Annotated in this window: 26 protein-coding genes and 1 riboswitch; of the genes, 17 read left to right on the plus strand and 9 right to left on the minus strand. The window is 66.6% G+C overall.

Annotation, left to right across the window (positions count from 1 at the left end):
* Nucleotides 1–42: 42 nt before the first annotated feature.
* Together BLV15_RS05185 and bfr are read left to right on the plus strand one after the other, a co-directional pair.
* A complete protein-coding gene (locus BLV15_RS05185; protein WP_090225272.1) occupies nt 43–1,500 on the plus strand; it encodes a catalase in 1,458 nt (485 codons plus the stop codon).
* A gap of 134 nt (nt 1,501–1,634) precedes the next feature.
* Nucleotides 1,635–2,099 (plus strand): bacterioferritin, encoded by a 465-nt coding sequence (gene bfr / locus BLV15_RS05190; protein WP_090225273.1) that lies wholly within the window; start codon nt 1,635–1,637, stop codon nt 2,097–2,099.
* 60 nt (nt 2,100–2,159) lie between these two features.
* On the opposite strand, the gene uvrA is transcribed toward bfr, so the two are convergent.
* The gene (gene uvrA, locus BLV15_RS05195) at nt 2,160–4,994 is read right to left on the minus strand and encodes an excinuclease ABC subunit UvrA (RefSeq protein ID WP_090225274.1); all 2,835 of its coding nucleotides are present in this window, start codon (nt 4,992–4,994) and stop codon (nt 2,160–2,162) included.
* A gap of 192 nt (nt 4,995–5,186) precedes the next feature.
* Here uvrA and BLV15_RS05200 point away from each other — a divergent pair, with 192 nt between their 5' ends.
* From BLV15_RS05200 to BLV15_RS05215, 4 genes are read left to right on the plus strand one after another with little or no spacing between them, the layout of a single operon-like run.
* Nucleotides 5,187–6,581: an MFS transporter gene (locus tag BLV15_RS05200; RefSeq protein ID WP_090225275.1), complete on the plus strand. Its 1,395-nt coding sequence runs from the start codon at nt 5,187–5,189 to the stop codon at nt 6,579–6,581.
* 9 nt (nt 6,582–6,590) lie between these two features.
* Nucleotides 6,591–7,088, plus strand: coding sequence for a single-stranded DNA-binding protein (locus tag BLV15_RS05205; protein ID WP_090225276.1), 498 nt, complete (start codon nt 6,591–6,593; stop codon nt 7,086–7,088).
* Nucleotides 7,089–7,101: 13 nt separating this feature from the next.
* Nucleotides 7,102–7,986: a sugar nucleotide-binding protein gene (locus BLV15_RS05210; protein WP_175534298.1), complete on the plus strand. Its 885-nt coding sequence runs from the start codon at nt 7,102–7,104 to the stop codon at nt 7,984–7,986.
* Entirely contained in the window at nt 7,979–8,908 is a 930-nt protein-coding gene (locus BLV15_RS05215) for an NAD-dependent epimerase/dehydratase family protein (protein WP_090225277.1), read from the plus strand. The genes BLV15_RS05210 and BLV15_RS05215 overlap by 8 nt, the downstream gene beginning before the upstream one ends.
* A gap of 58 nt (nt 8,909–8,966) precedes the next feature.
* Here the strand turns inward: BLV15_RS05215 and BLV15_RS05220 are convergent, their stop codons facing one another.
* From BLV15_RS05220 to BLV15_RS05240, 5 genes are all read right to left on the minus strand, one after another.
* Nucleotides 8,967–9,659 (minus strand): OmpW/AlkL family protein, encoded by a 693-nt coding sequence (locus BLV15_RS05220; RefSeq protein WP_090225279.1) that lies wholly within the window; start codon nt 9,657–9,659, stop codon nt 8,967–8,969.
* A gap of 159 nt (nt 9,660–9,818) precedes the next feature.
* On the minus strand, nt 9,819–10,343 hold the full coding sequence (locus BLV15_RS05225) for a DUF3299 domain-containing protein (RefSeq protein WP_090225282.1): 525 nt from the start codon (nt 10,341–10,343) through the stop codon (nt 9,819–9,821).
* Entirely contained in the window at nt 10,340–11,605 is a 1,266-nt protein-coding gene (locus tag BLV15_RS05230) for an ABC transporter permease (RefSeq protein ID WP_090225284.1), read from the minus strand. Before BLV15_RS05230 ends, BLV15_RS05225 begins: the two co-directional genes overlap by 4 nt.
* 1 nt (nt 11,606) lies before the next feature.
* Nucleotides 11,607–12,311, minus strand: coding sequence for an ABC transporter ATP-binding protein (locus tag BLV15_RS05235; protein ID WP_090225285.1), 705 nt, complete (start codon nt 12,309–12,311; stop codon nt 11,607–11,609).
* A gap of 59 nt (nt 12,312–12,370) precedes the next feature.
* The gene (locus tag BLV15_RS05240; protein ID WP_090225287.1) at nt 12,371–12,943 is read right to left on the minus strand and encodes a DUF2796 domain-containing protein; all 573 of its coding nucleotides are present in this window, start codon (nt 12,941–12,943) and stop codon (nt 12,371–12,373) included.
* Nucleotides 12,944–13,070: 127 nt separating this feature from the next.
* Here BLV15_RS05240 and BLV15_RS05245 point away from each other — a divergent pair, with 127 nt between their 5' ends.
* Complete coding sequence (locus BLV15_RS05245) at nt 13,071–13,415, plus strand: hypothetical protein (RefSeq protein ID WP_090225289.1); 345 nt, start codon at nt 13,071–13,073, stop codon at nt 13,413–13,415.
* Nucleotides 13,416–13,425: 10 nt separating this feature from the next.
* Here the strand turns inward: BLV15_RS05245 and trxA are convergent, their stop codons facing one another.
* From trxA to BLV15_RS05260, 3 genes are all read right to left on the minus strand, one after another.
* The gene (gene trxA / locus BLV15_RS05250) at nt 13,426–14,298 is read right to left on the minus strand and encodes a thioredoxin (protein WP_090225300.1); all 873 of its coding nucleotides are present in this window, start codon (nt 14,296–14,298) and stop codon (nt 13,426–13,428) included.
* Between the two features lie 72 nt (nt 14,299–14,370).
* Nucleotides 14,371–15,030, minus strand: coding sequence for a class I SAM-dependent methyltransferase (locus BLV15_RS05255; protein ID WP_090225302.1), 660 nt, complete (start codon nt 15,028–15,030; stop codon nt 14,371–14,373).
* The gene (locus BLV15_RS05260) at nt 15,027–15,470 is read right to left on the minus strand and encodes a YbaY family lipoprotein (protein WP_090225303.1); all 444 of its coding nucleotides are present in this window, start codon (nt 15,468–15,470) and stop codon (nt 15,027–15,029) included. The genes BLV15_RS05255 and BLV15_RS05260 overlap by 4 nt, the downstream gene beginning before the upstream one ends.
* A gap of 142 nt (nt 15,471–15,612) precedes the next feature.
* On the opposite strand from BLV15_RS05260, the gene nrdR reads away from it, so the two are divergent.
* From nrdR to BLV15_RS05310, 10 genes are all read left to right on the plus strand, one after another.
* Nucleotides 15,613–16,077 (plus strand): transcriptional regulator NrdR, encoded by a 465-nt coding sequence (nrdR, locus tag BLV15_RS05265; RefSeq protein ID WP_090225308.1) that lies wholly within the window; start codon nt 15,613–15,615, stop codon nt 16,075–16,077.
* Nucleotides 16,074–17,195, plus strand: a complete 1,122-nt coding sequence (ribD, locus tag BLV15_RS05270) for a bifunctional diaminohydroxyphosphoribosylaminopyrimidine deaminase/5-amino-6-(5-phosphoribosylamino)uracil reductase RibD (protein ID WP_090225310.1) — start codon at nt 16,074–16,076, stop codon at nt 17,193–17,195. The genes nrdR and ribD overlap by 4 nt, the downstream gene beginning before the upstream one ends.
* A 107-nt stretch (nt 17,196–17,302) precedes the next feature.
* Nucleotides 17,303–17,461: riboswitch (FMN riboswitch) on the plus strand.
* A 152-nt stretch (nt 17,462–17,613) separates the two neighbouring features.
* Entirely contained in the window at nt 17,614–18,276 is a 663-nt protein-coding gene (locus BLV15_RS05275; protein WP_090225311.1) for a riboflavin synthase, read from the plus strand.
* 13 nt (nt 18,277–18,289) lie between these two features.
* Complete coding sequence (gene ribBA / locus BLV15_RS05280; RefSeq protein ID WP_090225313.1) at nt 18,290–19,378, plus strand: bifunctional 3,4-dihydroxy-2-butanone-4-phosphate synthase/GTP cyclohydrolase II; 1,089 nt, start codon at nt 18,290–18,292, stop codon at nt 19,376–19,378.
* A gap of 182 nt (nt 19,379–19,560) precedes the next feature.
* A complete protein-coding gene (gene ribH, locus BLV15_RS05285; protein WP_090225314.1) occupies nt 19,561–20,037 on the plus strand; it encodes a 6,7-dimethyl-8-ribityllumazine synthase in 477 nt (158 codons plus the stop codon).
* Nucleotides 20,034–20,522, plus strand: coding sequence for a transcription antitermination factor NusB (nusB, locus tag BLV15_RS05290; protein WP_090225316.1), 489 nt, complete (start codon nt 20,034–20,036; stop codon nt 20,520–20,522). Before ribH ends, nusB begins: the two co-directional genes overlap by 4 nt.
* 44 nt (nt 20,523–20,566) lie before the next feature.
* Nucleotides 20,567–21,535, plus strand: coding sequence for a thiamine-phosphate kinase (gene thiL, locus BLV15_RS05295; RefSeq protein ID WP_090225317.1), 969 nt, complete (start codon nt 20,567–20,569; stop codon nt 21,533–21,535).
* Complete coding sequence (locus BLV15_RS05300; protein WP_090225319.1) at nt 21,528–22,028, plus strand: phosphatidylglycerophosphatase A family protein; 501 nt, start codon at nt 21,528–21,530, stop codon at nt 22,026–22,028. Before thiL ends, BLV15_RS05300 begins: the two co-directional genes overlap by 8 nt.
* A gap of 11 nt (nt 22,029–22,039) precedes the next feature.
* Nucleotides 22,040–22,801: a substrate-binding periplasmic protein gene (locus BLV15_RS05305; RefSeq protein WP_090225321.1), complete on the plus strand. Its 762-nt coding sequence runs from the start codon at nt 22,040–22,042 to the stop codon at nt 22,799–22,801.
* A complete protein-coding gene (locus tag BLV15_RS05310; protein ID WP_090225323.1) occupies nt 22,788–23,426 on the plus strand; it encodes a retropepsin-like aspartic protease family protein in 639 nt (212 codons plus the stop codon). The genes BLV15_RS05305 and BLV15_RS05310 overlap by 14 nt, the downstream gene beginning before the upstream one ends.
* Nucleotides 23,427–23,438: the final 12 nt, after the last annotated feature.

Here is a 23,438-nt window from a genome sequence, read left to right on the forward strand (position 1 = left end):
GCCGACTCGCGGCTATCTACGCGCTTGAACATGGAGATGAGCATGACCCAGAAGACCATCCTGACCACCGCCAGCGGCGCTCCGGTCGCCGATAACCAGAATTCGCGCTCCGCCGGTCCGCGCGGGCCGTTGTTGCTGGACGATTTCCATCTGGTCGAGAAGCTCGCCCACTTCAATCGCGAAGTCATTCCGGAGCGGCGTGTCCACGCCAAGGGCTCCGCGGCCTACGGCACGTTCACCGTATCCCGCGATATCACGCGCTACAGCAGCGCCAAGCTGTTCGAGACCGTTGGCAAGCAAACGCCGGTGTTCCTGCGCTTTTCAACGGTGGGAGGAGAGCGCGGCTCCGCTGATACCGAGCGCGATCCGCGCGGGTTTGCGCTGCGTTTCTACACCGAAGAAGGCAACTGGGACGTGGTCGGCAACAACACGCCGGTGTTCTTCATTCGTGACCCCCTCAAGTTCCCCGATTTCATCCACACCCAGAAGCGTCTGGCGCAGAGCAACCTGAAGAGCCCCCAGGCGATGTGGGATTTCTGGTCGCTGTCGCCGGAGTCGCTGCATCAGGTCACCATCCTGTTCTCCGATCGCGGGATTCCGGACGGCTATCGTTTCATGCACGGTTTCGGCAGCCATACCTTCAGCCTGATCAACGCCGAGGGGCAGCGTCACTGGGTGAAGTGGCACTACAAGTCTCAGCAGGGCATCAGGAATCTGCATCCGAGCGAGGCCTCGCGCCTGGCGGGTAGCGATCCCGATTACGCGCAGCGTGATCTGTTCGAGGCCATCGAGCGTGGCGAGTACCCGAAATGGCGGGTATGCATGCAGGTCATGAGCGAGGAGCAGGCAGCTACTCGGGCGGTGAATCCGTTCGATGTGACCAAGGTGTGGTCGCAGAAGGAGTTTCCACTGATCGAGGTGGGTGAGTTCGAGCTCAACCGCAATCCGGCGAACTACTTTGCCGAGGTCGAGCAGGTCGCCCTCGCTCCCAGCAATGTGGTGCCTGGCGTCGGATTGTCGCCCGATCGGATGTTGCAAGGGCGCGTGTTCGCCTATGCCGATGCGCAGCGTCACCGGGTGGGCACCAACTACCAGCAGTTGCCAGTGAACGCGCCTTTGAGCGGCTACAGCAACTACCAGCGCGATGGCGCCATGCGTTTCGATGGCAATGGCGGCGCGCGGCCCAACTACGAGCCCAACAGCTACAGCCAGGCGCCCAAGCAGGCTCCCGAGTACCGCGAACCGGCGCTGGCGCTCTCCGGCGCGGCCGACCGTTACGATCACCGCACGGATGACGATTACTTCAGTCAGGCCGGCGATCTGTTCCGCCTGATGGATGCCGAGCAGAAAGCGCTGTTGATCGGCAACATCGTCGGTGCCATGGGCTCGGTCAGCCGCGAGGTGCAGCTGCGCCAGATCGCGCACTTCCTGCGGGCCGATCCCGCTTACGGGGCAGGCGTGGCGGCCGGGCTCGGTGTCGATCTCAACCAGGTGATGTGATCCCGCGTTCCGTTCGAGAGGCCGCCTGCAGCGATGCGGGCGGCTTTTTTTATGTCCCGTCGTCGGTGTTGCTCTGAGTCATCGCCTTTTAGGCGATAATCCACCACCTTGGCGTTTTTCCTGGAGAGCTCGACATGCGCGGCGAAGCGGAAGTCATCAATTATTTCATCGGTCTGCTCAAGGGCGAGCTGGCCGCTCGCGACCAGTACTTCCTGCACTCGCGGATGTATGCCGACTGGGGGCTCACCGAGCTTTACGAGCGGATCAACCACGAGATGGAAGAGGAAACCCAGCACGCGGACGCGTTGCTCAAGCGTATCCTGTTCCTGGAAGGAGTACCGGACATGACTCCGGAGCCGCTGAACACCGGCACCAGCGTGCCGGAAATGCTGCGGGCCGACCTCGCCCTGGAGTACCAGGTGCGTGCGGCGCTGGCCCAGGGCATCGCGCTTTGCGAGAAGTGCGGCGACTACGAGAGCCGCGAGATCCTCGAACTGCAACTCAAGGACACCGAGGAAGACCACGCCTACTGGCTGGAACAGCAACTGGGCCTGATCGACCGCATCGGTTTGCAGAACTACCTGCAGTCGAAGATGTAAGGCTGCCTGCCTTGAACGAAAAAGCCCCGCGGATGCGGGGCTTTTTCGTTTGCGCCGGACTCAGGCCTTGTCGCGTTCCAGCAGAGGCTTGAGGAAATGCCCGGTGTAGGACTGCGGTAGGGCGGCGAGCTCTTCGGGCGTGCCGCTGCCAATGATCTGGCCGCCCTTGGAGCCGCCTTCCGGGCCGAGGTCCACCAGCCAGTCGGCGGTCTTGATCACGTCCAGATTGTGCTCGATGACCACCACGGTGTTGCCGTGGTCGCGCAGCCGGTGCAGCACGTCGAGCAACTGCTGGATGTCGGCGAAGTGCAGGCCGGTGGTGGGCTCGTCGAGGATGTACAGCGTCTTGCCGGTGTCGCGCTTGGACAGCTCGCGCGACAGCTTGACGCGCTGCGCCTCGCCGCCGGACAGCGTCGTCGCGCTCTGTCCCAGCTTGATGTAGGAAAGGCCCACGTCGATCAGCGTCTGCAGCTTGCGCGACAGCGCCGGAACCGCTTCGAAGAATTCGCGGGCTTCCTCGATGGTCATTTCCAGCACCTCGTGGATGCTCTTGCCCTTGTACTTCACTTCCAGGGTTTCGCGGTTGTAGCGCTTGCCCTTGCAGACATCGCAAGGCACGTAGATGTCCGGCAGGAAGTGCATCTCCACCTTGATCACGCCGTCGCCCTGGCAGGCCTCGCAACGGCCGCCCTTGACGTTGAAGGAGAAGCGCCCTGGGCTGTAGCCGCGCGAACGGGCCTCCGGCACGCCGGAGAACAGCTCGCGGATCGGTGTGAACAGCCCGGTGTAGGTCGCCGGGTTGGAGCGCGGCGTGCGGCCGATCGGGCTCTGGTCGATATCGACCACCTTGTCCAGGTGCTGCAGGCCGTCGAAGCTGTCGTGCGCCGCCGCCTCCAGCGTGGTGGCGCCGTTCAGCGCGGTGGCGGTGATCGGGAACAGCGTGTTGTTGATCAGCGTCGACTTGCCCGAGCCGGACACCCCGGTCACGCAGGTCAACAAGCCAACCGGGATTTCCAGGTTGACGTTCTGCAGGTTGTTGCCGCGCGCGCCCTTGAGCTTGAGCAGTTTCTTCTTGTCGCGTGGGGTGCGCTGCGTCGGCACCGCGATCTTCACCCGCCCGGAGAGGTACTTGCCCGTCAGCGAGTCGGGGTGATCCATGATCTCCTGCGGCGTGCCCTCGGCGACGATCTGCCCGCCATGCACGCCGGCACCGGGGCCGATGTCGACGACGTAGTCGGCGAGGCGGATGGCGTCCTCGTCGTGCTCCACCACGATCACCGTGTTGCCCAGGTTGCGCAGATGATTGAGCGTGCCGAGCAGGCGCTCGTTGTCGCGCTGGTGCAGGCCGATGGAGGGTTCGTCGAGGATGTACATCACCCCGACCAGGCCGGCGCCGATCTGGCTGGCCAGGCGGATACGCTGCGCCTCGCCGCCGGACAGGGTGTCGGCGCTGCGGTCGAGGGTCAGGTAGTCGAGCCCGACGTTGACCAGGAACTCCAGGCGCTGGCGGATTTCCTTGAGGATCTTGTCGGCGATCTGGCCCTTCTGCCCAGTCAGCTCGAGCCCGGCGAAATAGTCGCTGGCATCGCCGACCGGCAGGCGGGTCACCGCCGGCAACGTCTTCTCGCCCACCCACACGTGGCGCGACTCGCGGCGCAGGCGCGTGCCGTTGCAATCCGGACAGGGCTGGGTGCTGAGGAACTTGGCCAGCTCCTCGCGCACGGTCTGTGATTCGGTCTCGCGGTAACGCCGTTCGAGGTTGGGGATGATCCCCTCGAACGGGTGCGAGCGCTTGACGATATCGCCCCGGTCGTTGAGGTAGCGGAAGTCGACGCTCTCGCGGCCCGAACCGAACAGGATCGCCTTCTGGTCGTCGGCGCCGATCTGCCCGAACGGCGTTTCCAGGCTGAAGCCGTAATGGCTGGCCAGGGAACCGAGCATCTGGAAGTAATAGACGTTGCGCCGGTCCCAGCCGCGGATCGCCCCTTCGGCGAGGGTCAGTTCGCCGTTGACCAGGCGCTTGGCGTCGAAGAACTGCTTCACGCCGAGGCCGTCGCAGGTCGGGCAGGCGCCGGCCGGGTTGTTGAAGGAGAACACCTTGGGTTCCAGCTCGCTGATCGAGTGCCCGCAGACCGGGCAGGCGAAGCGCGCCGAAAAGATGGTTTCCTCGCCGATTTCGCCTTCCATCGGCGCCACCAGCGCGATGCCGTCGGCCAGGCCGAGTGCGGTCTCGAAGGACTCGGCGAGGCGCTGCTGCAGGTCGGCGCGCACCTTGAAGCGGTCGACCACGATCTCGATGGTGTGCTTCTTCTGCTTGTCCAGCTTGGGCAGGTCGTCGAGTTCGTGGAGCTTGCCGTTGACCCGCGCGCGGACGAAACCCTGGGCGCGCATTTCCTCGAACACCGAGAGATGCTCGCCCTTGCGCTCGCGAATGATCGGCGCGAGCAGCATCAGCTTGGCGCCCTCGGGCATCGCCAGTACCTGATCGACCATCTGGCTGACGGTCTGCGCCTCCAGCGGGATGTCGTGGTCCGGGCAGCGCGGCGTACCGACGCGGGCATAGAGCAGGCGCAGGTAGTCGTAGATCTCGGTGATGGTGCCGACGGTGGAGCGCGGGTTGTGCGAGGTGGACTTCTGCTCGATGGAGATCGCCGGGGACAGCCCTTCGATGGTGTCCACGTCGGGCTTTTCCATCATCGAGAGAAACTGCCGGGCGTAGGCGGAGAGCGACTCCACATAGCGGCGCTGCCCCTCGGCGTAGAGCGTGTCGAAGGCCAGGGACGACTTTCCGGAGCCGGACAGGCCGGTGATCACGATGAGTTTGTCGCGGGGGAGGGTGAGGTCGATGTTCTTCAGGTTGTGGGTACGGGCCCCACGGATCAGGATCTTGTCCAAAACAGCCTCGCATGGCGGGCGAAAACCCATGAGTATACGGATCGGCGAGCCGGCGCGTCAGGGCGCCGCGGTCTTTCTCTGACCGGCAGGGCGCGCGAGGGTTTAGCCGCCGCTCGCTGCTTTTGCGCGGGCTCTTGGGGATGGGGGCTGGTAGAATCCCCGCCCTGTTCGTAACAGGGGTGGCAGAGTCAAATGCACGATCCGTACAGCGATCGCATGAGTGGCAGCGAGACCCGCGCCGCCGGTGGCCTGGCGTTGGTGTTCGCCTTCCGCATGCTGGGCATGTTCATGGTACTGCCGGTGCTGGCGACCTATGGGCAGGACCTCGCCGGCGCCACGCCCGCGCTCATCGGCCTGGCCATCGGCGCCTACGGCCTGACCCAGGCCGTGCTGCAGATTCCCTTCGGCATCATCTCCGATCGCATCGGCCGACTTCCGGTGATCTATATCGGCCTGCTGATCTTCGCCGCCGGCAGCGTCCTCGCTGCCAATGGCGACTCCATCTGGGGTGTGATCGCCGGTCGGGTGCTGCAGGGCGCCGGGGCAATTTCGGCCGCGGTCATGGCGCTGCTGTCCGACCTGACCCGCGAGCAGCACCGGACCAAGGCGATGGCCGCGATCGGCATGAGCATCGGCCTGTCGTTCGCCGTGGCGATGGTGGTCGGCCCGCTGCTGACCCGCGCCTTCGGCCTTTCCGGGCTGTTCTGGGTCACCGCTGCCATGGCCATCGTCGGCATCCTCATCATTGCCTTCATCGTCCCGCGTGCGGACGTCCGCCTGCAGCACCGCGAGTCCGGCGTCGCCAAGCAGGCGCTCGGCGCCACCCTGCGCAACGGCCAGTTGCTGCGCCTGGACTTCGGTATCCTGGCGTTGCACGCAGTGCTGATGTCGAGTTTCGTCGCCCTGCCGCTGGCGCTGGTCGAGCGCGCCGGTCTGCCCAAGGAAGAGCACTGGTGGGTCTACCTCACCGCGCTGCTGATCGGCTTCTTCGCGATGGTGCCGTTCATCATCTATGCCGAGAAGAAGCGCAAGATGAAGCGCGTACTCCTGGGGGCGATCAGCGTGCTGCTGATCTGCGAGCTGTTCTTCTGGCTGTTCGGCAGCAGCCTGACGGCACTGGTGGTCGGTACCGTGGTGTTCTTCACCGCCTTCAACCTGCTGGAGGCCAGCATGCCGTCGCTGATCAGCAAGGTCTCGCCGGCGGGTGGCAAGGGCACGGCGATGGGCGTGTATTCGACCAGCCAGTTCCTCGGCGCGGCGGTCGGCGGCATCCTCGGTGGCTGGTTCTACCAGCATGGCGGGCTGGCCACGGTCTTCATCGGCTGCGCCGTGCTCTGTGCGATTTGGCTGGCGTTTGCTGTTACCATGCGCGAACCGCCTTATGTCACCAGCCTGCGCCTGCCGTTGTCGCCCGACGCGGCAGCGGACGCGGGTTTGGCCGAGCGTTTACTGGCAGTGCCCGGAGTGGCGGATGCCATGGTGGTGGTCGAAGAGGCCGCCGCCTACGTCAAAGTGGATACCGAACAATTGGACCGCACGTCCCTCGAGCGCCTGGTCGATCCGGCGCCGCGGCGTGCAGAAGCCTAGGAGAACGTCATGGCCCGTGGGGTTAACAAAGTCATTCTGATCGGCAACGTCGGCGGCGACCCGGAAACCCGCTACCTGCCCAATGGTAACGCCGTCACCAACGTGACTCTGGCAACCACCGACAGCTGGAAAGACAAGCAGACCGGTCAGAATCAGGAACGCACCGAATGGCACCGCGTGGTGTTCTTCGGCAAGGTCGCGGAAATCGCCGGCGAATACCTGCGCAAGGGTTCGCAGTGCTACATCGAGGGTCGCCTGCAGACCCGCGAGTGGGAAAAGGACGGCGTGAAGCGCTACACCACCGAAATCGTCGTCGACATGGGCGGCACCATGCAGCTGCTCGGCGGCCGCGGCGGTAACGATGGCGATTCGGCCCCGCGCCAGCAGCGTCCGCAACCGCAGCGCGAGCCGCAGCAGCAGGCGCCGCGCGAGTCGCGTCCGCAACAGCAGCCCGCCGCCCAGCCCGCTCCGGACTACGACAGCTTCGACGACGACATTCCGTTCTAGGAATCCGCTCCGCATGCACATGCGCCTGATGCTTCTGGGTGGAGGCAATGCGCTGGGCCAGGCGTTGATCCGGCTCGGTGCCGAGGAGAACATCGGTTTCCTCGCGCCTCGCCCGCCTGATCAGGGTTGGGACGCCGCCAGCCTGACCCAACTGCTCGATGACACCCGCCCTGATGCGCTGATCAACCTGGCGTTCTATTTCGACTGGTTCCAGCGCGCGGACGTCGATGTGGCGCGCCTGGAGACCCAGGAGCGCGCCGTCGAGCGGCTGGCCGAGCTGTGCCAGTACCACCAGATCCTTCTGCTGCAGCCTTCCAGTTACCAGGTTTTCGATGGCGCGCGGGCGACCGCGTACAGCGAGAAAGACGAGCCGCAGCCGCTTGGCCTGCGTGGTCAGGCGCTCTGGCGGATCGAGCAGAGCGTGCGCGCCGCCTGCCCGCGGCACGTGCTGCTGCGGTTCGGCTGGCTGCTCGACGACAGCAAGGACGGCATTCTCGGCCGCTTTCTCGCGGCGGCGCAGACGCGCGAAGAGCTTCTCCTCGCCGACGACCGCCGCGGCAATCCGTGCCCGGTCGATGACGTCGCGCGGGTCATGCTGTCGGTCCTGAAGCAACTGGATTGCGCGGCGCCGCTCTGGGGCACCTATCACTACGGCGCCCACGAAGCGACCACGGCGCTCACCCTGGGGCAGGCCGTACTGGCGGAGGCGCGGGCATTCCGCTCCTTCACCGTCAACGAGCCCACGGCCCAGGCACATGCCGCCTGCGCCGATGCCGCCGATGAGCCGCAACATGCGGTGCTGGCGTGCCGCAAGATCCTCAATACATTCGGCATCAAGCCGCGCGCCTGGCGCTCCGGGCTGCCCTCACTACTGGACCGTTTTTACCGTCATGTCTGATTCGCCCATCCTGGTCACCGGCGGCGCTGGTTTCATCGGCTCCCACCTGGTGGATGCCCTGCTCGCGAGCGGGCAGCGCGTTCGGGTGCTGGACGACTTCTCGACCGGCAAGCGGGATAACCTTCCGCTCCACGATGAGCGTCTCGAAGTGCTGGAGGGCAACGTCGCCGATGCCGACTGCGTCCTTACGGCGATGCAAGGCTGCGCTGCCGTGGCGCACCTGGCTGCCGTGGCCTCCGTGCAGGCCTCGGTGGACGATCCGGTGGCCACGCACCGCAGCAACTTCATCGGTACGTTGAACGTCTGCGAGGCGATGCGTACCCATGGCGTGAAGCGCGTGCTGTTCTCTTCCAGCGCCGCGGTTTACGGCCAGAACGGCGAGGGCGCCGCGATCGACGAGGACACGCCGAAGTCCCCGCTCACGCCTTATGCCTCGGACAAGCTGGCCAGCGAGTACTACCTGGATTTCTACCGGCGCCAGCATGGCCTGGAGCCGGCCGTATTCCGCTTCTTCAATATCTACGGTCCGCGCCAGGATCCTTCGTCGCCTTACTCCGGCGTCATCAGCATCTTCACCGAGCGGGCAGCCAAAGGCTTGCCTATCACGGTTTTTGGCGATGGGGAACAGACCCGGGATTTTCTCTACATCGACGATCTGGTCGGCGTGCTGGTGCAGGCGCTGAATGCTGCCTCGGTTAGGGAGGGGGCGGTGAACGCCGGTCTGAACCGGTCGACCACCTTGCTGCAACTGCTCGAGGCCATCGGCGAGGTGCTCGGTGGCCTGCCCGAGATTTCCCACCTGCCGGCGCGCTCCGGTGACATTCGTCATTCGCGAGCCGACAACGCCCGCCTGCTGCAGCGCTACGAGCTGGGTCAGGCCACTTCCATGCAAATAGGGCTGGCGCGCCTGCTGGGGCGTTGAGCTTTCCCGCAGGCAAAAAAACAGGCGCCTAGGCGCCTGTTTTTCATTTCGGTTCGGCTTAGAACTTGTAGCCCAGGCCAACCATGTACACGTAAGGGCTTACGTCTACGTCGACTTTCGCCCGCACCCCCAGACCAGGATGGTCAACGTAGGCCGTGGTGTCGAGGTCGATATAGCGGACCTGTGCGTTGATCAACAGCTTGTCGGTCAGCATGTAGTCCGCGCCAATCTGGGCTGCCCAGCCCCAGCTGTTGTCGGCCTGCAGATTACGGAAGCCGGCCGCTTCAGCTTCGTTGCTGGTATCGCCGTCCATGATCCAGGTGTAGTTGATACCGGCACCCACATAGGGCTGGAAGGCGGACTTGGCGTCCAGCGGGTAGTAGACCAGGCTCAGGGTCGGCGGCAGGTGTTTCAGTGTGCCCAGCTTGCCGTTTGCTGCGTCGAGGCCTGCGCCTTTGATTTTAACGTCGTGGGTGAACGGAGTCGCTGCGAGCAGTTCCACTCCGATATGGTCGGTGACCATGTAAGCGAAGTTGAGGCCCAGCTGAGTATCGTTGTCCATGGAGGCCTTGCCGCCGAGGTCGGTGCCTGCGAGGCTACCGCGATCGACTTTGACGCCGGAGCTGTCTTCATGGGTGCTGACGGTGATGGCGCCGGCGCGGACGAGAATGTCGCCGGCTTCGTGCGCTTGTGCGAGCGGAGCGGCGAGAGCCATGGCCAGCACGCTAAGGGTGAACAGGGACTTGCGCATAAGTAACTCCAGTCGAGTCTGTGTTTGTATTGGCTGGAGGCTATGGTAGGGAGGTGGCCGAAAGGCTTGTTGATTTAGCTCAACGGATACTTTTGTAGGGTTGCGGCGCTTTGTCAGCCGTTTTTCCGCCTATTGCGAGCGTTTTCCGGCATTAAGAAATCACTGATCTGGAATTTCGTAAGGGTAGATCTTGCCGGCTTGCATGGCATATCCGGATTCGGCCAGATCGCTGTGGCTCTGCTCCACTTTGAGGGCGCCTTCGATCCAGAACGGCTGATAGAGGGTGTCCAGCATCACGCCATTCTCGCTCTTCACGTGAACGATCTGGTTGGACGGCGGCGGCGGCACATGGATGCAGGCGCCGAAGTAGGGCACCAGCAGAAATTCGGTCACTCGGCCTTCCTCGTTGACATCCAGCGGGACGATGTAGCCCGGCAGTTTCACCGAGACACCGTCGAGTTCGCGCACCGTCGGTTCGGTCGGGCGTTGTTGCGCGACCGCGGGCGCCGACTCGGCTGAGAGGGCGTCGCCGAGTTGCGCCAGATCGTGCATGGCCACCGGTGGCGGAGCGGCCGGGGCGTCCGCCGGGATCAGCGCCTCCCAGGCCAATTCGCGCGGTGAATCCGCGAGCGCGGGAAGACTCAGTGCGAGCAGCAGAAGCAAAGTCGCGCGTGGTTTTTTCATACGCGGATGGTCAGGCCATCGGCCAGCGATTGTCGATAGGCGCGCCAGGCCGGGATGCAGCCCATCAGCAACGCCGCGATGAGGATGCCGCCGAGCATCTGCCATTCGTAGGCGCTTGGCAGCGACAGCGGCAGATACAGGCCATAGGTGCTCTGCACGAAACCCTGCGCGGCGGCGATGCCGATATACAGCAGCATGACGCCCACCACCACGCCGGCGGCAGCCAGCGCGAAGGCCTCGACGATCAACAGCCCGGCGATGTGCCAGGGCCGCGCGCCGACCGAGCGCAGGATGGCCATCTCGCGACGGCGCTCGTTGAGGCTGGTGAGAATCGCCGTGAGCATGCCGATCAGCCCGGTCAGCACTACGAACATCGAGACCATCAGCAGCGCTTTCTCCGCCGTGCCCATCAGGCTCCAGAGTTCCTGCAGCGCCACGCCGGGCAGGATCGCCAGCAGCGGCTCGCCACGGAACTCGTTGATCTCGCGTTGCACCGCAAAGGTTGCGACCTTGCTGTTGAGGCCGAGCAGGAAGGCGGTGATCGCCTTGGGCGTCAGGTCCATGTGTCGAGCCTGTTCGGCGCTGACCTTGCCGGCGCCGCGGGCCGGCACGCCGTTCTGCCAGTCGACGTGCAGCGCCTCCATGCCGGCGAGGGAAATGTGCAGCGTGCGGTCCACCGGCGTGCCGGTGCGTGCGAGGACGCCGACCACGGTGAAGGGCTTGTCGGCGTGCTGGACCAGGCTGACCGTGGCAACGCCGTGGGCGAGGACGATCCGGTCGCCGAGTCTGTAGTGCAGCGCATCGGCCACCTCGGCGCCGAGCACCACCTCGAACGGGTCGTCGGCGAAGGCGCGGCCGTCGCGCAGCTGCAGGGCCTGGCTGCGGCCGTAACGGTAGTGCTCGAAGTACGCCTGGCTGGTGCCCATCACCCGGTAGCCGCGGTGCGAGTCGCCCAGGGAGATCGGGATCGCCCATTTCACTTTCGGGTCGGCGGCGACGGTTTCGAAGCTGTCCCAGCGGATGTTGTTGGTGGCGTTGCCGATGCGGAACACCGAGTAAAGCAACAGGTTGATCGAGCCGGAGCGCGCGCCGACGATCAGGTCGGTGCCGCTGATGGTGCTGGCGAAACTGGCGCGGGCTTCGGTGCGCACGCGTTCGACGGCGAGCAGCAGCGTCACCGAAAGGGCGATGGCGAACATCGTCAGCAGCGCGGTGAAGCGCCGGTTGGCGAGGCTGGCCAGGGCTAGGCGGAACAGGTGCATCTCAGACTCCGGCGGGTTGGGCGGCGCGATTGAGTTCGGCCAGCGACAGGCTGCGGTCGAACAGCGGAGCCAGGCCCTGATCGTGACTGACGAACAGCAGGCTGGAACCGGCGGCGCGGCATTCGGTGAAGAGCAACTCGAGAAAGGTTTCGCGGGTGTCGCTGTCCAGCGCCGAGGTCGGCTCGTCGGCGATCACCAGCTCCGGCTGGCCGATCAGTGCGCGTGCCGCGGCGACCCGCTGCTGTTGGCCGATCGACAGCGCATCGGCGCGGCGCGCGTGCAGTGCGGGCGGCAGCCCAAGGTGAGCGAGCAGTTCGCTGGCGGCCAGCGCCACGCTGCCGTGGCGCTGGTGCGCGCGCTGGCTGCGCAGGCGCGAGAAGCGGCACGGCAGCTCGACGTTTTCCCGCACTGAAAGAAACGGCAGCAGGTTGAACTGCTGGAAGATGTAGCCGGTGTGGTCGACGCGAAAACGGTCGCGGGCGCCGGCGGACATTCCGCCAAGTTCCTCGCCAAGCAGGCGAATGCTGCCGCGTCCGGCCTTCTGCACGCCGCCGAGCAGGCCGAGCAGGGTGGTCTTGCCGCTGCCGCTGGGGCCGCGCAGGAACAGGGTTTCGCCGCGTTCGAGGCGAAATTGCGGGATGTCCAACAACTCCTCCTGGCCGGGCCAGGCGAAGCCGAGGTCGTTGAGTTCGAGCAAAGAGGTCATTGCGCTGCCGGAGAAGTGAGGTGAAAGGCGCGGAGCGGCCTGGCTGCCCCGCGCGAGGCTCAGAAGTTCAGCGTGGGGCTGGCCGGGGTGGTCTCGGCGCCCTGCTGGCCGTTCGGGCCGATCAACTGGACGTTGATCTTCTGGGTCGCCGGGAACTGGCTGAAGAAGGCCGAGAGGTCGAGCGTTTTGAGTGCTTCGGGCGTGGCGCAACTGAGCTTGTATTCGGCGTCGACGTCGCTGTGTCCGTGTCCGGCGTGCTCGTCGTCATCGTGATTCGCATGCGCCTTGGCGTTGCCGAACAGCGGGCTTTCCAGTGCCTGCTCGGTCACTGTGCAGCCCGCGGCGGCAGGCAGGCTGAACAGCACCAGCGGTTTTTCCAGCTGTGCATGGGCGGCGGCAACCTTGGCCTTGTCGGCGACGCTGTTGGCCGTGTGCTCGAAGCCGACGATGTTCATCGCCGGACTTTCCAGGTCGATTTCCAGGGTCTTGCCGTCCAGCGCCACGTTCAGCGCGGCGACGCCATGTTCATGTTTGCCGAGACTGCCGTGTTCGTGGTCATGGTCGTCATCGTGAGCCTGGGCGATTGCCAGGGGCAGCAGGACGAAGGGCAGGGCGAGCAGGAGGCGGCGCATCGGATTCTCCGGGGGGGCGTGACATTTGTCGTTACGTTATAACAAGTTTTTGCCGAAGAATGCCAGCGCGACGTGGTGGGATCATTCGCGCCGTGGGAGCATGCGTGTTCGATGAGAGGAGCGTGGCATGGTGCGAATTCGCGGGAAGGTCGGCGACTGGCCGGTGGATCTGACGCTTGAGCTGGATGCGCAGGAGTGGACGCTGCTGGCGGAGAAGGTCCAGGTGGAGCCGGCTGCGGTGGCGTCGAAGGTGGCGCCGTCGGCGTCTGCGGAAGACGGCCGCTGGCAGATGGCGCAGGACCTCCTGCGCCAGGCGCAGCAGATGGACGGCCCGCAGTTGCTGGCGGATCTGTCCGCGCTGGCCGGCAGCGCGCAGGCCGGCAAGCGCCTGTTGGTGCGCTTGCGGCATTGCGAGCAGGTGAAGCTGGAGAACGGCGGCGAAACGCCTATCTATCGCTGGATCGAGCGTTGAGCCCGCGGGATCAATAGATTGCCTGGTACAGCCGCCGGCGATAGGTGGTGACCAGCGGGTGATCGCTGCCGAGAAGGTCGAACACCTGCAGCAGCGATTTGTGCGGCAGGCCGTCGGCGTAGCTGCGGTTGCGCACGAAGAGTTTCAGCAGTCCGTCCAGCGCGGCCTCGTACTGCTGGCGTGCCAACTGCTGAACCGCCAGTTGATAGGCGGCCTCGTCGTCTTCGGCGTGCTGCGCCAGACGCGATTTCAGCGTCGCGGCGTCGGGCAGGTCGATGGCCTGACGCAGGAAGGTCAACTGCGCGCGGGCGCCGGAAAGCGCCTGCTTGTGCTCGTCGCCCTTGACCGCGCCGAGCACCGCCTCGGCCTCTTCCAGCTCGCCGCGTTCGGCCAGGCAGCGCGCATAGAGAATCAGCGCCGCCGCGTTGTCGTTGTCTTCACCCAGCAGTTGCCTGAGCAGGGCCTCGGCGTCTCCGATGCGGCCCTCGTCGAACAGCGCCTGCGCGCTTTCCAGCGGATCGGCCGCTTCCGGCGGCGGCATCGGCACGTGCGGTTCGAGCATCGCGCGCACCGCGGATTCCGGTTGGGCGCCGGCGAAGCCGTCCACCGGCTGGCCGTCCTTGAACAGCACCACGGTGGGCAGGCTGCGGATGCCGAAGCGCGCGACGATCTCCTGCTCGGCGTCGCAGTCGACCTTGGCCAGCAGCAGTTCGCCGCGATAGCTCTCGGCGACCTGCGCGAGCATCGGCATCAGCGCCTTGCAGGGCGCGCACCACTCCGCCCAGAAATCCACCAGCACCGGCTTGTGGAAGGAATTCTCGATCACCAGCTGTTCGAAGTTGGCGGCGCCGGATACGTCGAAGATATAGGGCAGGTCGCTCATGGATTGTCTCGGCAAGGCAGAAAAGTGGCAGAACTATAAGTGGGGGCGCTGTGGCCGTGAAGCAAGTCCCGATCAGCCGGCGCGGCGTGCGTGATAGAGGCTGACGTGGCGAAATTCCGCGGGTTCGGCGAGGTCCGGCCAGGTGCAGGCTTCCCTCTGGTCGAGGCGGCGGTACAGCGGATGCTGGAAATCGCGGACCCGCGAATCGGCGACCAGTACCTCGCGGCCACGGCTGAGGAACTGGTCGAGCAGCGGCAGGTTGGCGCGATCGTAGAGCACGTCGGCGACCATGATCAGGTCGAAGCGATCGGCCTCGGCGAAAAAGTCGTCCGAATAGCCCATTGTCACCCCGTTCAGTTCGGCGTTGGCCCGGCAGGCCTGCAGGGCCAGCGGGTCGAGATCGCAGGCGACGACTTCCGCGGCGCCCGCCCTGGCCGCGGCAATCGCCGCCACGCCAGAGCCGGCGCCGAAATCCAGCACGCGCTTGCCGCGTACCCATTCCGGCTGCTGCGCCAGCCAGCGCGCCAGCACCAGGCCGCTGGCCCAGCAGAAGCTCCAGTACGGCGGCTCGTCGAGAATCCGTCGGGTTTCCTCCGGGCTGAAGGCGCGCTGCATGTTCGCCGGGTCGATCAGCCACAACGACAGATCGGTGCCCGGCAACCGCTGCGGCAGCAGGCGCGCATCGCCGAGGAGATCTTCGATCGCCCGCTGCAGGGCCGGGCCTGGAGTCACGGTGCGACTTCCAGCTCCAGTGCGCCGAGCGTCTGGGTTTCCGCCCGGGTGATGCGCTGCGGCGGTAGGCGCAGGGTCAGCACGCCGGATTCGACGACACGGGCGCGCAACTCGACGCGGGCATTGGCCGGGAAGGCAGCCGGGTTGAACGGCAGGCGAAACGGCAGGGCGCCACCGGTGCCCACCAGCTTGAGGCTGCCGAGCAGTTGCTGCGGGCGGTCGCGCTCGTCGATCACCAGCAGCGCCAGCTCCACTTCGCTACCCGCTGGCGGCGTGTTCAGCGTGCCGACCAGTTCGCGCATGTAGTCCGGCAGGCTCAACTCGGTGACCAGCGGTTTCGCCGGGGCCTTCTGTGCAGGTGGGGCGGAGGGTTCGGGCGTGCTGGCGCAAGCGGCGAGCAGGGTGGCAAGAAAAAGCAGGCACAACGGGCGTAGGGGCATCGGTCAATTCCATCGCTTCGGTTGACTGTATGACAACGCCATCCAGCCTTCGGCAGGGCGCCTGTATAGCGCAAAGTCCTCGTCTTGTCTTGCCGGGAGGATGCGCTACCATGGCCGCCCGTTTTCTCTATCGCACCCTGCCATGCACTGTCCCTTCTGCAGCGCCAACGACACCAAGGTCATCGACTCGCGGCTGGTTGCCGAGGGCGATCAAGTGCGCCGCCGGCGTGAATGCATGGCCTGCGGGGAACGCTTCACCACCTTCGAGACCGCCGAGCTGGTGATGCCGCGGCTGATCAAGCAGGACGGCAGCCGCCAGCCGTTCGACGAAGAGAAGCTGCGCGCCGGCATGCAGCGCGCGCTGGAGAAGCGCCCGGTCAGCATCGAGCGCCTCGAAGAGGCCATCGCCCACATCAAGAGCAAGCTGCGCGCCACCGGCGAGCGCGAGGTCAAGTCGCTGGTGCTCGGCGAACTGGTGATGGTCGAGCTGCAGAAACTCGACGAGGTCGCCTACATCCGCTTCGCCTCGGTCTACAAGCGCTTCCAGGACCTCAACGAATTCCGCGAGGAGATCGAGCGGTTGTCCCGCGAGCCGGCCAAGCAATGAGCGACGCGCCGGTCGACGATATCCGCCACATGGCCCGCGCCCTCCAGCTGGCGCGTCGGGGCCTGTATTCCACCCATCCCAATCCGCGTGTCGGTTGCGTCATCGTGCGCGAGGGTGAGGTCGTCGGCGAAGGCTGGCACCTGCGTGCCGGCGAGCCGCACGCGGAAGTCCACGCGCTGCGCCAGGCCGGCGAACGCGCGCGCGGCGCCACCGCCTACGTCACGCTGGAGCCCTGCAGCCATCACGGACGCACGCCGCCGTGCGCCGATGCGCTGCTGCAGGCCGGCGTCGCACGGGTGGTCGCGGCGATGCAGGACCCCAATCCGCAGGTGGCCGGTCAGGGCTTGCAGCGCCTCGCCGCGGCCGGCGTCGCGGTGGCCTCCGGCGTGCTCGAAGCCGAGGCGCGGGCGCTCAACCCGGGTTTCATCAAGCGCATGGAGCAGGGCCTGCCCTACGTGCGGGTCAAGCTGGCGATGAGCCTGGACGGTCGCACGGCGATGGCCAGCGGCGAAAGCCAGTGGATCACCGGGCCGGCCGCGCGCGCCGCGGTGCAGCGCCTGCGCGCGCGATCCAGCGTGGTTCTCAGCGGCGCCGACACCGTCCTGACGGATGCCGCGCGGCTCACCGTCCGCCCTGACGAGCTGGGCCTGGATGCCGAGCAGGCGGCCCTGGCCGCCGGCCGCGCGCCGTTGCGCGTGCTCATCGACGGGCACCTGCGCGTGCCGCTGGACGCGCCGTTCTTCCAGGCCGGCGCCGCCCTGGTGGCGAGCACCGGCGCGGCCGCGAGCGAGCGTTACGCGGCGGCCGGGCACGAGTTGCTGACGCTGGGCGGGGACGACGGCCATGTCGACCTGCGCGCGCTGCTCGTCGAGCTGGCCGCGCGCGGCGCCAACGAGGTGCTGGTGGAAGCTGGCGCGCAACTGGCTGGCGCTTTCGCCCGGCAGGGGCTGGTGGACGAGTACCAGCTGTTCGTCGCCGCCTGCTTCCTCGGCTCCAGCGCGCGGCCGTTGCTCGAGCTGCCGCTGGAGCGCATGGCCGAAGCGCGCGCGTTGAAGATCGCCGATATCCGCGCGGTCGGCGACGACTGGCTGATCGTCGCCCGCCCTGTCACTCGTTAGCTCCGATCGTCTCCAAACCGTCGCCGCGAGGGCCTGCAAGGCGCCTTTGCGCTTCCGGCCATGCGGCATTTTGTGCTAAAAACGCCGTCCGGCCATTCAGGTGGCCGGAACGTTCTCAGGGCGGGGCGCAATTCCCCACCGGCGGTGATGGCGCGCAATGCGTCGAGCCCGCGAGCGCTCGCTTACCCCGCACGGGGCGGCGAGGTCAGCAGACCCGGTGCGATCCCGGGGCCGACGGTCATAGTCCGGATGAAGAGAGAACGGGATGCCACCACGGGCAGCCTTCAGGCGCGCCCCTGAAATCCCTTTCGATCGACGTGCCCTGTTTTTCACAAAACAGGAGTTTCACGATGTCGCGTTTCCATTTGCATTTCCCCAGCCGTTCGACGGCTTCTGCGCGGTTCGCGCGGGAGGTCGTATGTTCACCGGCATAATCGAAGCCATCGGCAGCATCCGCGCGCTGACGCCCAAGGGCGGCGACGTGCGCCTCTACGTGCAGACCGGCAAGCTCGACCTGGGCGACGTCAAGCTCGGCGACAGCATCGCGGTGAACGGTGTCTGCCTCACCGCGGTGGAGTTGCCCGGCGACGGCTTCTGGGCCGACGTTTCCCGCGAGACCCTCAGCCACACCGCGCTGGCCGGCCTCAAGAGCGGCAGCCCGGTGAACCTGGAAAAGGCGCTGACGCCCACCAGCCGCCTCGGCGGTCACCTGGTCAGCGGCCACGTCGACGGTGTCGGCGAAGTGGTGTCCCGCGAGGAGAACGCCCGCGCCGTGCAGTTCCGCATCCGCGCGCCGCGCGAGCTGGCCAAGTACATCGCGCTGAAGGGCTCGATCACCGTCGATGGCACCAGCCTGACGGTGAACGCGGTGAATGGCGCCGAGTTCGAGCTGACCATCGTCCCGCACACGCTCGCCGAAACCATCATGGCCGACTACCGCCCCGGGCGGCAGGTCAACCTCGAGGTCGACCTGCTGGCGCGCTACATCGAGCGCCTGCTGCTCGGCGACAAGGCCGCCGAGCCCGCCGCCTCCGGCATCAGCGAAAGTTTCCTGGCCGAACACGGCTACCTGAACAAGTAAGGATTCGCCAACCATGGCACTCAACAGCATCGAAGAACTCGTCGAAGACATCCGCCAGGGCAAGATGGTCATCCTCATGGATGACGAAGACCGCGAAAACGAAGGCGATCTGATCATGGCCTCCGAGTGCGTGCAGGCCGAGCACATCAACTTCATGGCGCGCTACGCCCGCGGGCTGATCTGCATGCCGATGACCCGCGAGCGTTGCGAAACGCTGAAGCTGCCGCTGATGGCTCCGCGCAACGGCTCCGGCTTCGGCACCAAGTTCACCGTCTCGATCGAGGCCGCCGAAGGCGTCACCACCGGCATCTCCGCCGCCGACCGCGCGCGCACCGTGCAGGCCGCCGCGGCGAAGAACGCCAGGGCCGAAGACATCGTCAGCCCCGGCCACATCTTCCCGTTGATGGCGCAATCCGGCGGCGTACTGGCTCGTGCGGGCCACACCGAAGCGGCCTGCGACCTGGCGCGGATGGGCGGTTTCGAACCGAGCGGGGTGATCTGCGAGGTGATGAACGACGACGGCAGCATGGCGCGCCGGCCCGAACTCGAGGCCTTCGCCGAGCTGCACGGGATCAAGATCGGCACCATCGCCGACCTCATCCACTACCGGCTGATCCACGAGCGCACCGTGCAGCGCATCGCCGAACAGCCGCTGGACAGCGAGGTCGGTCCGTTCAACCTGGTCACCTACCGCGACTCGGTGGAGGGCGACGTGCACATGGCGCTGACCCTCGGCAGCATCTGCCCGGAAGAGCCGACGCTGGTGCGGGTGCACAACATGGACCCGATGCGCGACCTGCTGATGGTCCGCCAGCCGGGCCGTTGGAGCCTGCGCGCGGCGATGACCGAAGTGGCCCGCGCGGGCAGCGGCGTGGTGCTGCTGCTCGGCCATTCGCTGGACGGCGACGAAGTGCTCGCGCACATCCGCGAGGCCGATGCCGGCACCGCCAAGACGCCGAGCACCTACAGCACGGTCGGCGCCGGCTCGCAGATCCTGCGCGACCTCGGCGTGCGCAAGATGCGCCTGATGAGTTCGCCGATGAAGTTCAATGCGATATCCGGGTTCGACCTGGAGGTTGTAGAATACCTGCCCGCCGATTGACAGGCGGCCCGCAGGGCCGCTTCCGATGACCCTCTTCCGTTCATGGGAGAGGGTGCCCGAAGGGCAGGAGAGGGTGTTGTGGCTCCCATGCCCAGCCTTCTCCCGCACCTGGGCAGGGGGAGCAAAAAGCTTATTTTCGGGGCGAGTGACGCCCGGCTCTTTATACAGATCGAGACCCATCCATGCCTCTGAAGACCATCGAAGGTACCTTCATCGCCCCCCAAGGCAAATTCGCCCTGGTGGTTGGCCGCTTCAACAGCTTCGTCGTCGAAAGCCTGGTCAGCGGGGCGGTCGACGCCCTGGTCCGCCACGGCGTCAAGGAAGCCGACATCACCCTGATCCGCGCGCCAGGCGCCTTCGAGATTCCGCTGGTCACGCAGAAAGTCGCCCAGCAGGGCGAGTACGCGGCGATCATCGCCCTCGGCGCGGTCATCCGCGGCGGCACTCCGCACTTCGAATACGTTGCCGGCGAATGCACCAAGGGCCTGGCCCAGGTTTCCATGGAGTTCGGCGTGCCGGTCGCGTTCGGCGTGCTGACCGTGGACTCCATCGAGCAGGCCATCGAGCGCTCCGGCACCAAGGCCGGCAACAAGGGCGCCGAAGCCGCGCTGTCCGCTCTGGAAATGGTCAGCCTGTTGGCGGCCTTGGAGGCCAAGTGAGTCTTAACCGGGACGACCAGGACGACCAGCAGCCGGCCAAGCCGGCGAAGGGCCGGATCGCGCAACGTCGCGTGGCCCGCAGCCTGGCGATGCAGGCGCTGTATCAGTGGCACATCGCCGGCCAGTCGCTCAACGAGATCGAAGCGCAGTTCCGCGTCGACAACGACTTCGCTGGTGTCGATGGTGCCTACTTCCACGAAATCCTCACCGGCGTTGCGCACAACAAGCCGGAAATCGATGGCGCCTTCGCCGCGTTCCTCGATATCCCGCTGGAGGAGCTGGATCCGGTCGAACTGGCCATCCTTCGCCTGTCCACCTGGGAAATGACCCATCGCGTCGACGTGCCGTACCGTGTGGTGATCAACGAGGGCATCGAGCTGGCCAAGGTGTTCGGCGCCACCGACGGGCACAAGTTCGTCAACGGTGTACTGGACAAGCTGGCGCCGACCCTGCGCGCGGCCGAAGTGCGCGGCGACAGGCGCTGATGTCGTCCCTTCCCTCGTCCCCGGACGCTGCCTGAGGCGTCCCGATGGGGGAATTCGAGCTGATCCGCCGTTACTTCGCCGCCGCGCCCTGTGCGCAGGCGGCCGAAGGCGTGGCGCTGGGCATCGGCGACGATTGCGCGCTGCTCGACCTGCCGCCCGGCGAGCAGCTGGCGGTGTCCACCGACACGCTGGTCGCCGGCGTGCATTTCCCCGATGCCTGCGAGGCCTTTCTGCTCGGCCAGCGCGCGCTGGCGGTATCCGCCAGCGACCTGGCGGCGATGGGCGCGACGCCGCTCGCCTTCACCCTCGCGCTGACCCTGCCTTGTGCCGACGAAGACTGGTTGCGCGGCTTCGCCGACGGCCTCGCGCTGATGGCAGCGGCCTGCGGGCTGGCGCTGGTCGGCGGCGACACCACGCGTGGTCCGCTGAGCCTGACCCTGAGCGTGTTCGGCCGCGTGCCGCGTGGCCAGGCGCTGACCCGCAGCGGCGCACGTCCCGGCGACCTGCTCTGCGTCGGCGGAAGCCTCGGCGACGCCGCCGGCGCGCTGCCGCTGGTGCTTCGCGAGCGTCGCGCGGCGGCGCGGATCGCCAGGCCGCTGCTGGAACGATACTGGGCGCCGCAGCCGCAACTGGCGCTAGGGCAGGCGTTGCGCGGCAGCGCGACGGCGGCGCTGGACGTCTCCGATGGCCTGCTCGCCGATTGCGGCCACATCGCCCGCGCCTCCGGCGTCGCCCTGCTCGTCGAGCGCGAGCGGCTGCCGTTGTCGGCGCCCTTGCTGGCGCTGCTCGGACGCGAGGCGGCGCAGGCCTGCGCGCTGGGTGGCGGCGACGACTACCGCCTGGCGTTCACGCTGCCGCCGTCCCTGCTGCCCGCGTTCCAGCGCGACTGGCCGGAGCTGGCGGTGATCGGCCGCGTCGAGGCCGGCGCCGGCGTGCAACTGCTCGACGCCCAGGGACTGTCCCTCGACCTGCCCGCGGGCGGTTACCAACATTTCGGAGCGACCCATGACTGATTCCCACCAGGCGCCGACGCAGCCGGTTCCGCATTCGGTGTGGTCCGATCCCTGGCATTTCCTCGCCTTCGGTTTCGGCTCCGGCACCTTGCCCAAGGCACCCGGTACCTGGGGTTCGCTGATCGCCCTGGTGTTCGTCCCGCTGTGGCACCTGCTCCCGGTGTGGGGCTACGCGGCGCTGCTGGTGGCCACCACGCTGTTCGGCATCTGGCTGTGCGGCAAGGTTGCCGACGACCTGCGGGTGCACGACCACGAAGGCATCGTCTGGGATGAACTGGTCGGCATCTGGATCACCTTCTGGCTGGCGCCGGACGGCTGGGCGTGGCTGCTGCTCGGCTTCGTGGCCTTTCGTCTGTTCGATATCTTCAAGCCGGGACCGATCGGCTGGTTGGACAGGCACCTGCAAGGTGGGCTGGGTATCATGCTCGACGACGTGCTGGCGGGCGTCTTCGCCTGGGCAGTCGTCCAGGGCGCGGCCTGGCTCCTGATCTAGGAAACACAGCGATGAAGTCATGGATGATCGGTGCGCTGCTGCTTTGCGCCGCCGTGTTGGGCGAGGCGTACGCCGAGGACGCCGAGGCGATGGATATCCGCCTGGTCAGCGACATTTGGCCGGGCTACACCAATGCCGACGGCAGCGGCCTGGCCTGGGAGATCATGCAGCTGATCTTCGAGCCGGCGGGGGTGAAGGTGAAAATCCGCAGCGACATCACCACCCGTGGTATCGGCCTGGTTCAGCGCGGCGAGGCGGATGCCTGGCTGGGCTCCTACCGCGACGAGGACCTCGACGGCGTCATCTACCCGCGCAGTTCCTACGGCCTCGACCCGGTGGTCGCCCTCGGCTTGAGCAGCAAGCCGGCCCCCGCCCTGGACGATCTCGCCCAGTACCGGCTGACCTGGATCCGTGGCTACGGCTACCAGCGCCATTTGCCCGGCGTGGTGGGATACGAAGAGATCCGCCGCCGCGACGGTGTGCTGGAAATGCTCGAACGCGGTCGCGCCGACTTCTACATCGATGCGCTGCCGGACGTGCAACTGCTGCTCCAGGCCAGCCCGCAGCCGGATCGTTATCGGATCACCGAACTGACCGGCCTGCCGATGTACCCCGGTTTCGCCGCGACCCCGCGCGGGCGCACCCTCGCGGCGCTGTACGACCGGCGCCTGCAGGCGCTGAAGGACGATGGCAGCCTTCGCGCCCTGTATGGGCGCTGGAACCAGCTCTATCTGTTCGACCGCTATCCGGAGAAGGGCGATGCGCCACAGTGAGCTGCTTGTCTGCGGCCTATTGTGGGCCTGCATGCTCCACGCCGCGCCGCAGGTGCAGGTGGTCGGGCTGTTTCCCAACGCCGTGGTGCTCAACGTCGACGGCACGCGCAAGCTGGTGCGTGTCGGCCAGAGCGGGCCGCAGGGCGTGGAGGTGGTGGCGGCGGACAAGAACGGCGCGCTGCTGCGCATCGATGGCGTCGAGCGGCGCATCGAGCTGAGCCGCGAGTACGGCCAGGGCAGCGCGACGCCGAAGCGTCCGCAGGTGTCCATTGCGCGGAGCAACTCGGGGCACTACTGGGTGCCAGGCTCGGTTCAGGGTTTCCCGGTGCAGTTCCTGGTGGATACCGGCGCCACCTCGGTGGCGATGAACGAGGCGCAGGCGAGTCGCCTGGGCATCGACTTCCGGGTGCTCGGCCGGCCTTTGATCGTCAGCACCGCCAACGGCACGGTGAAGGCCTGGGGCGTGACGCTCAGCAGCGTCAAGGTCGGCGAGATCGAGCTGCGCGGCGTCCAGGCCTCGATCCTAGAAGGCCCGGCGCCGGGCGAGGTCCTGCTCGGCATGAGCTTCCTCAGCCGCGTGCGCTGGGGCGAAGAGCAGGGACTGCTGGTGCTCGAGGCCAAGTAGCTCCCGCAGGTC

The organism is Pseudomonas kuykendallii (genome assembly GCF_900106975.1).
GTDB lineage: Bacteria > Pseudomonadota > Gammaproteobacteria > Pseudomonadales > Pseudomonadaceae > Pseudomonas_O > Pseudomonas_O kuykendallii.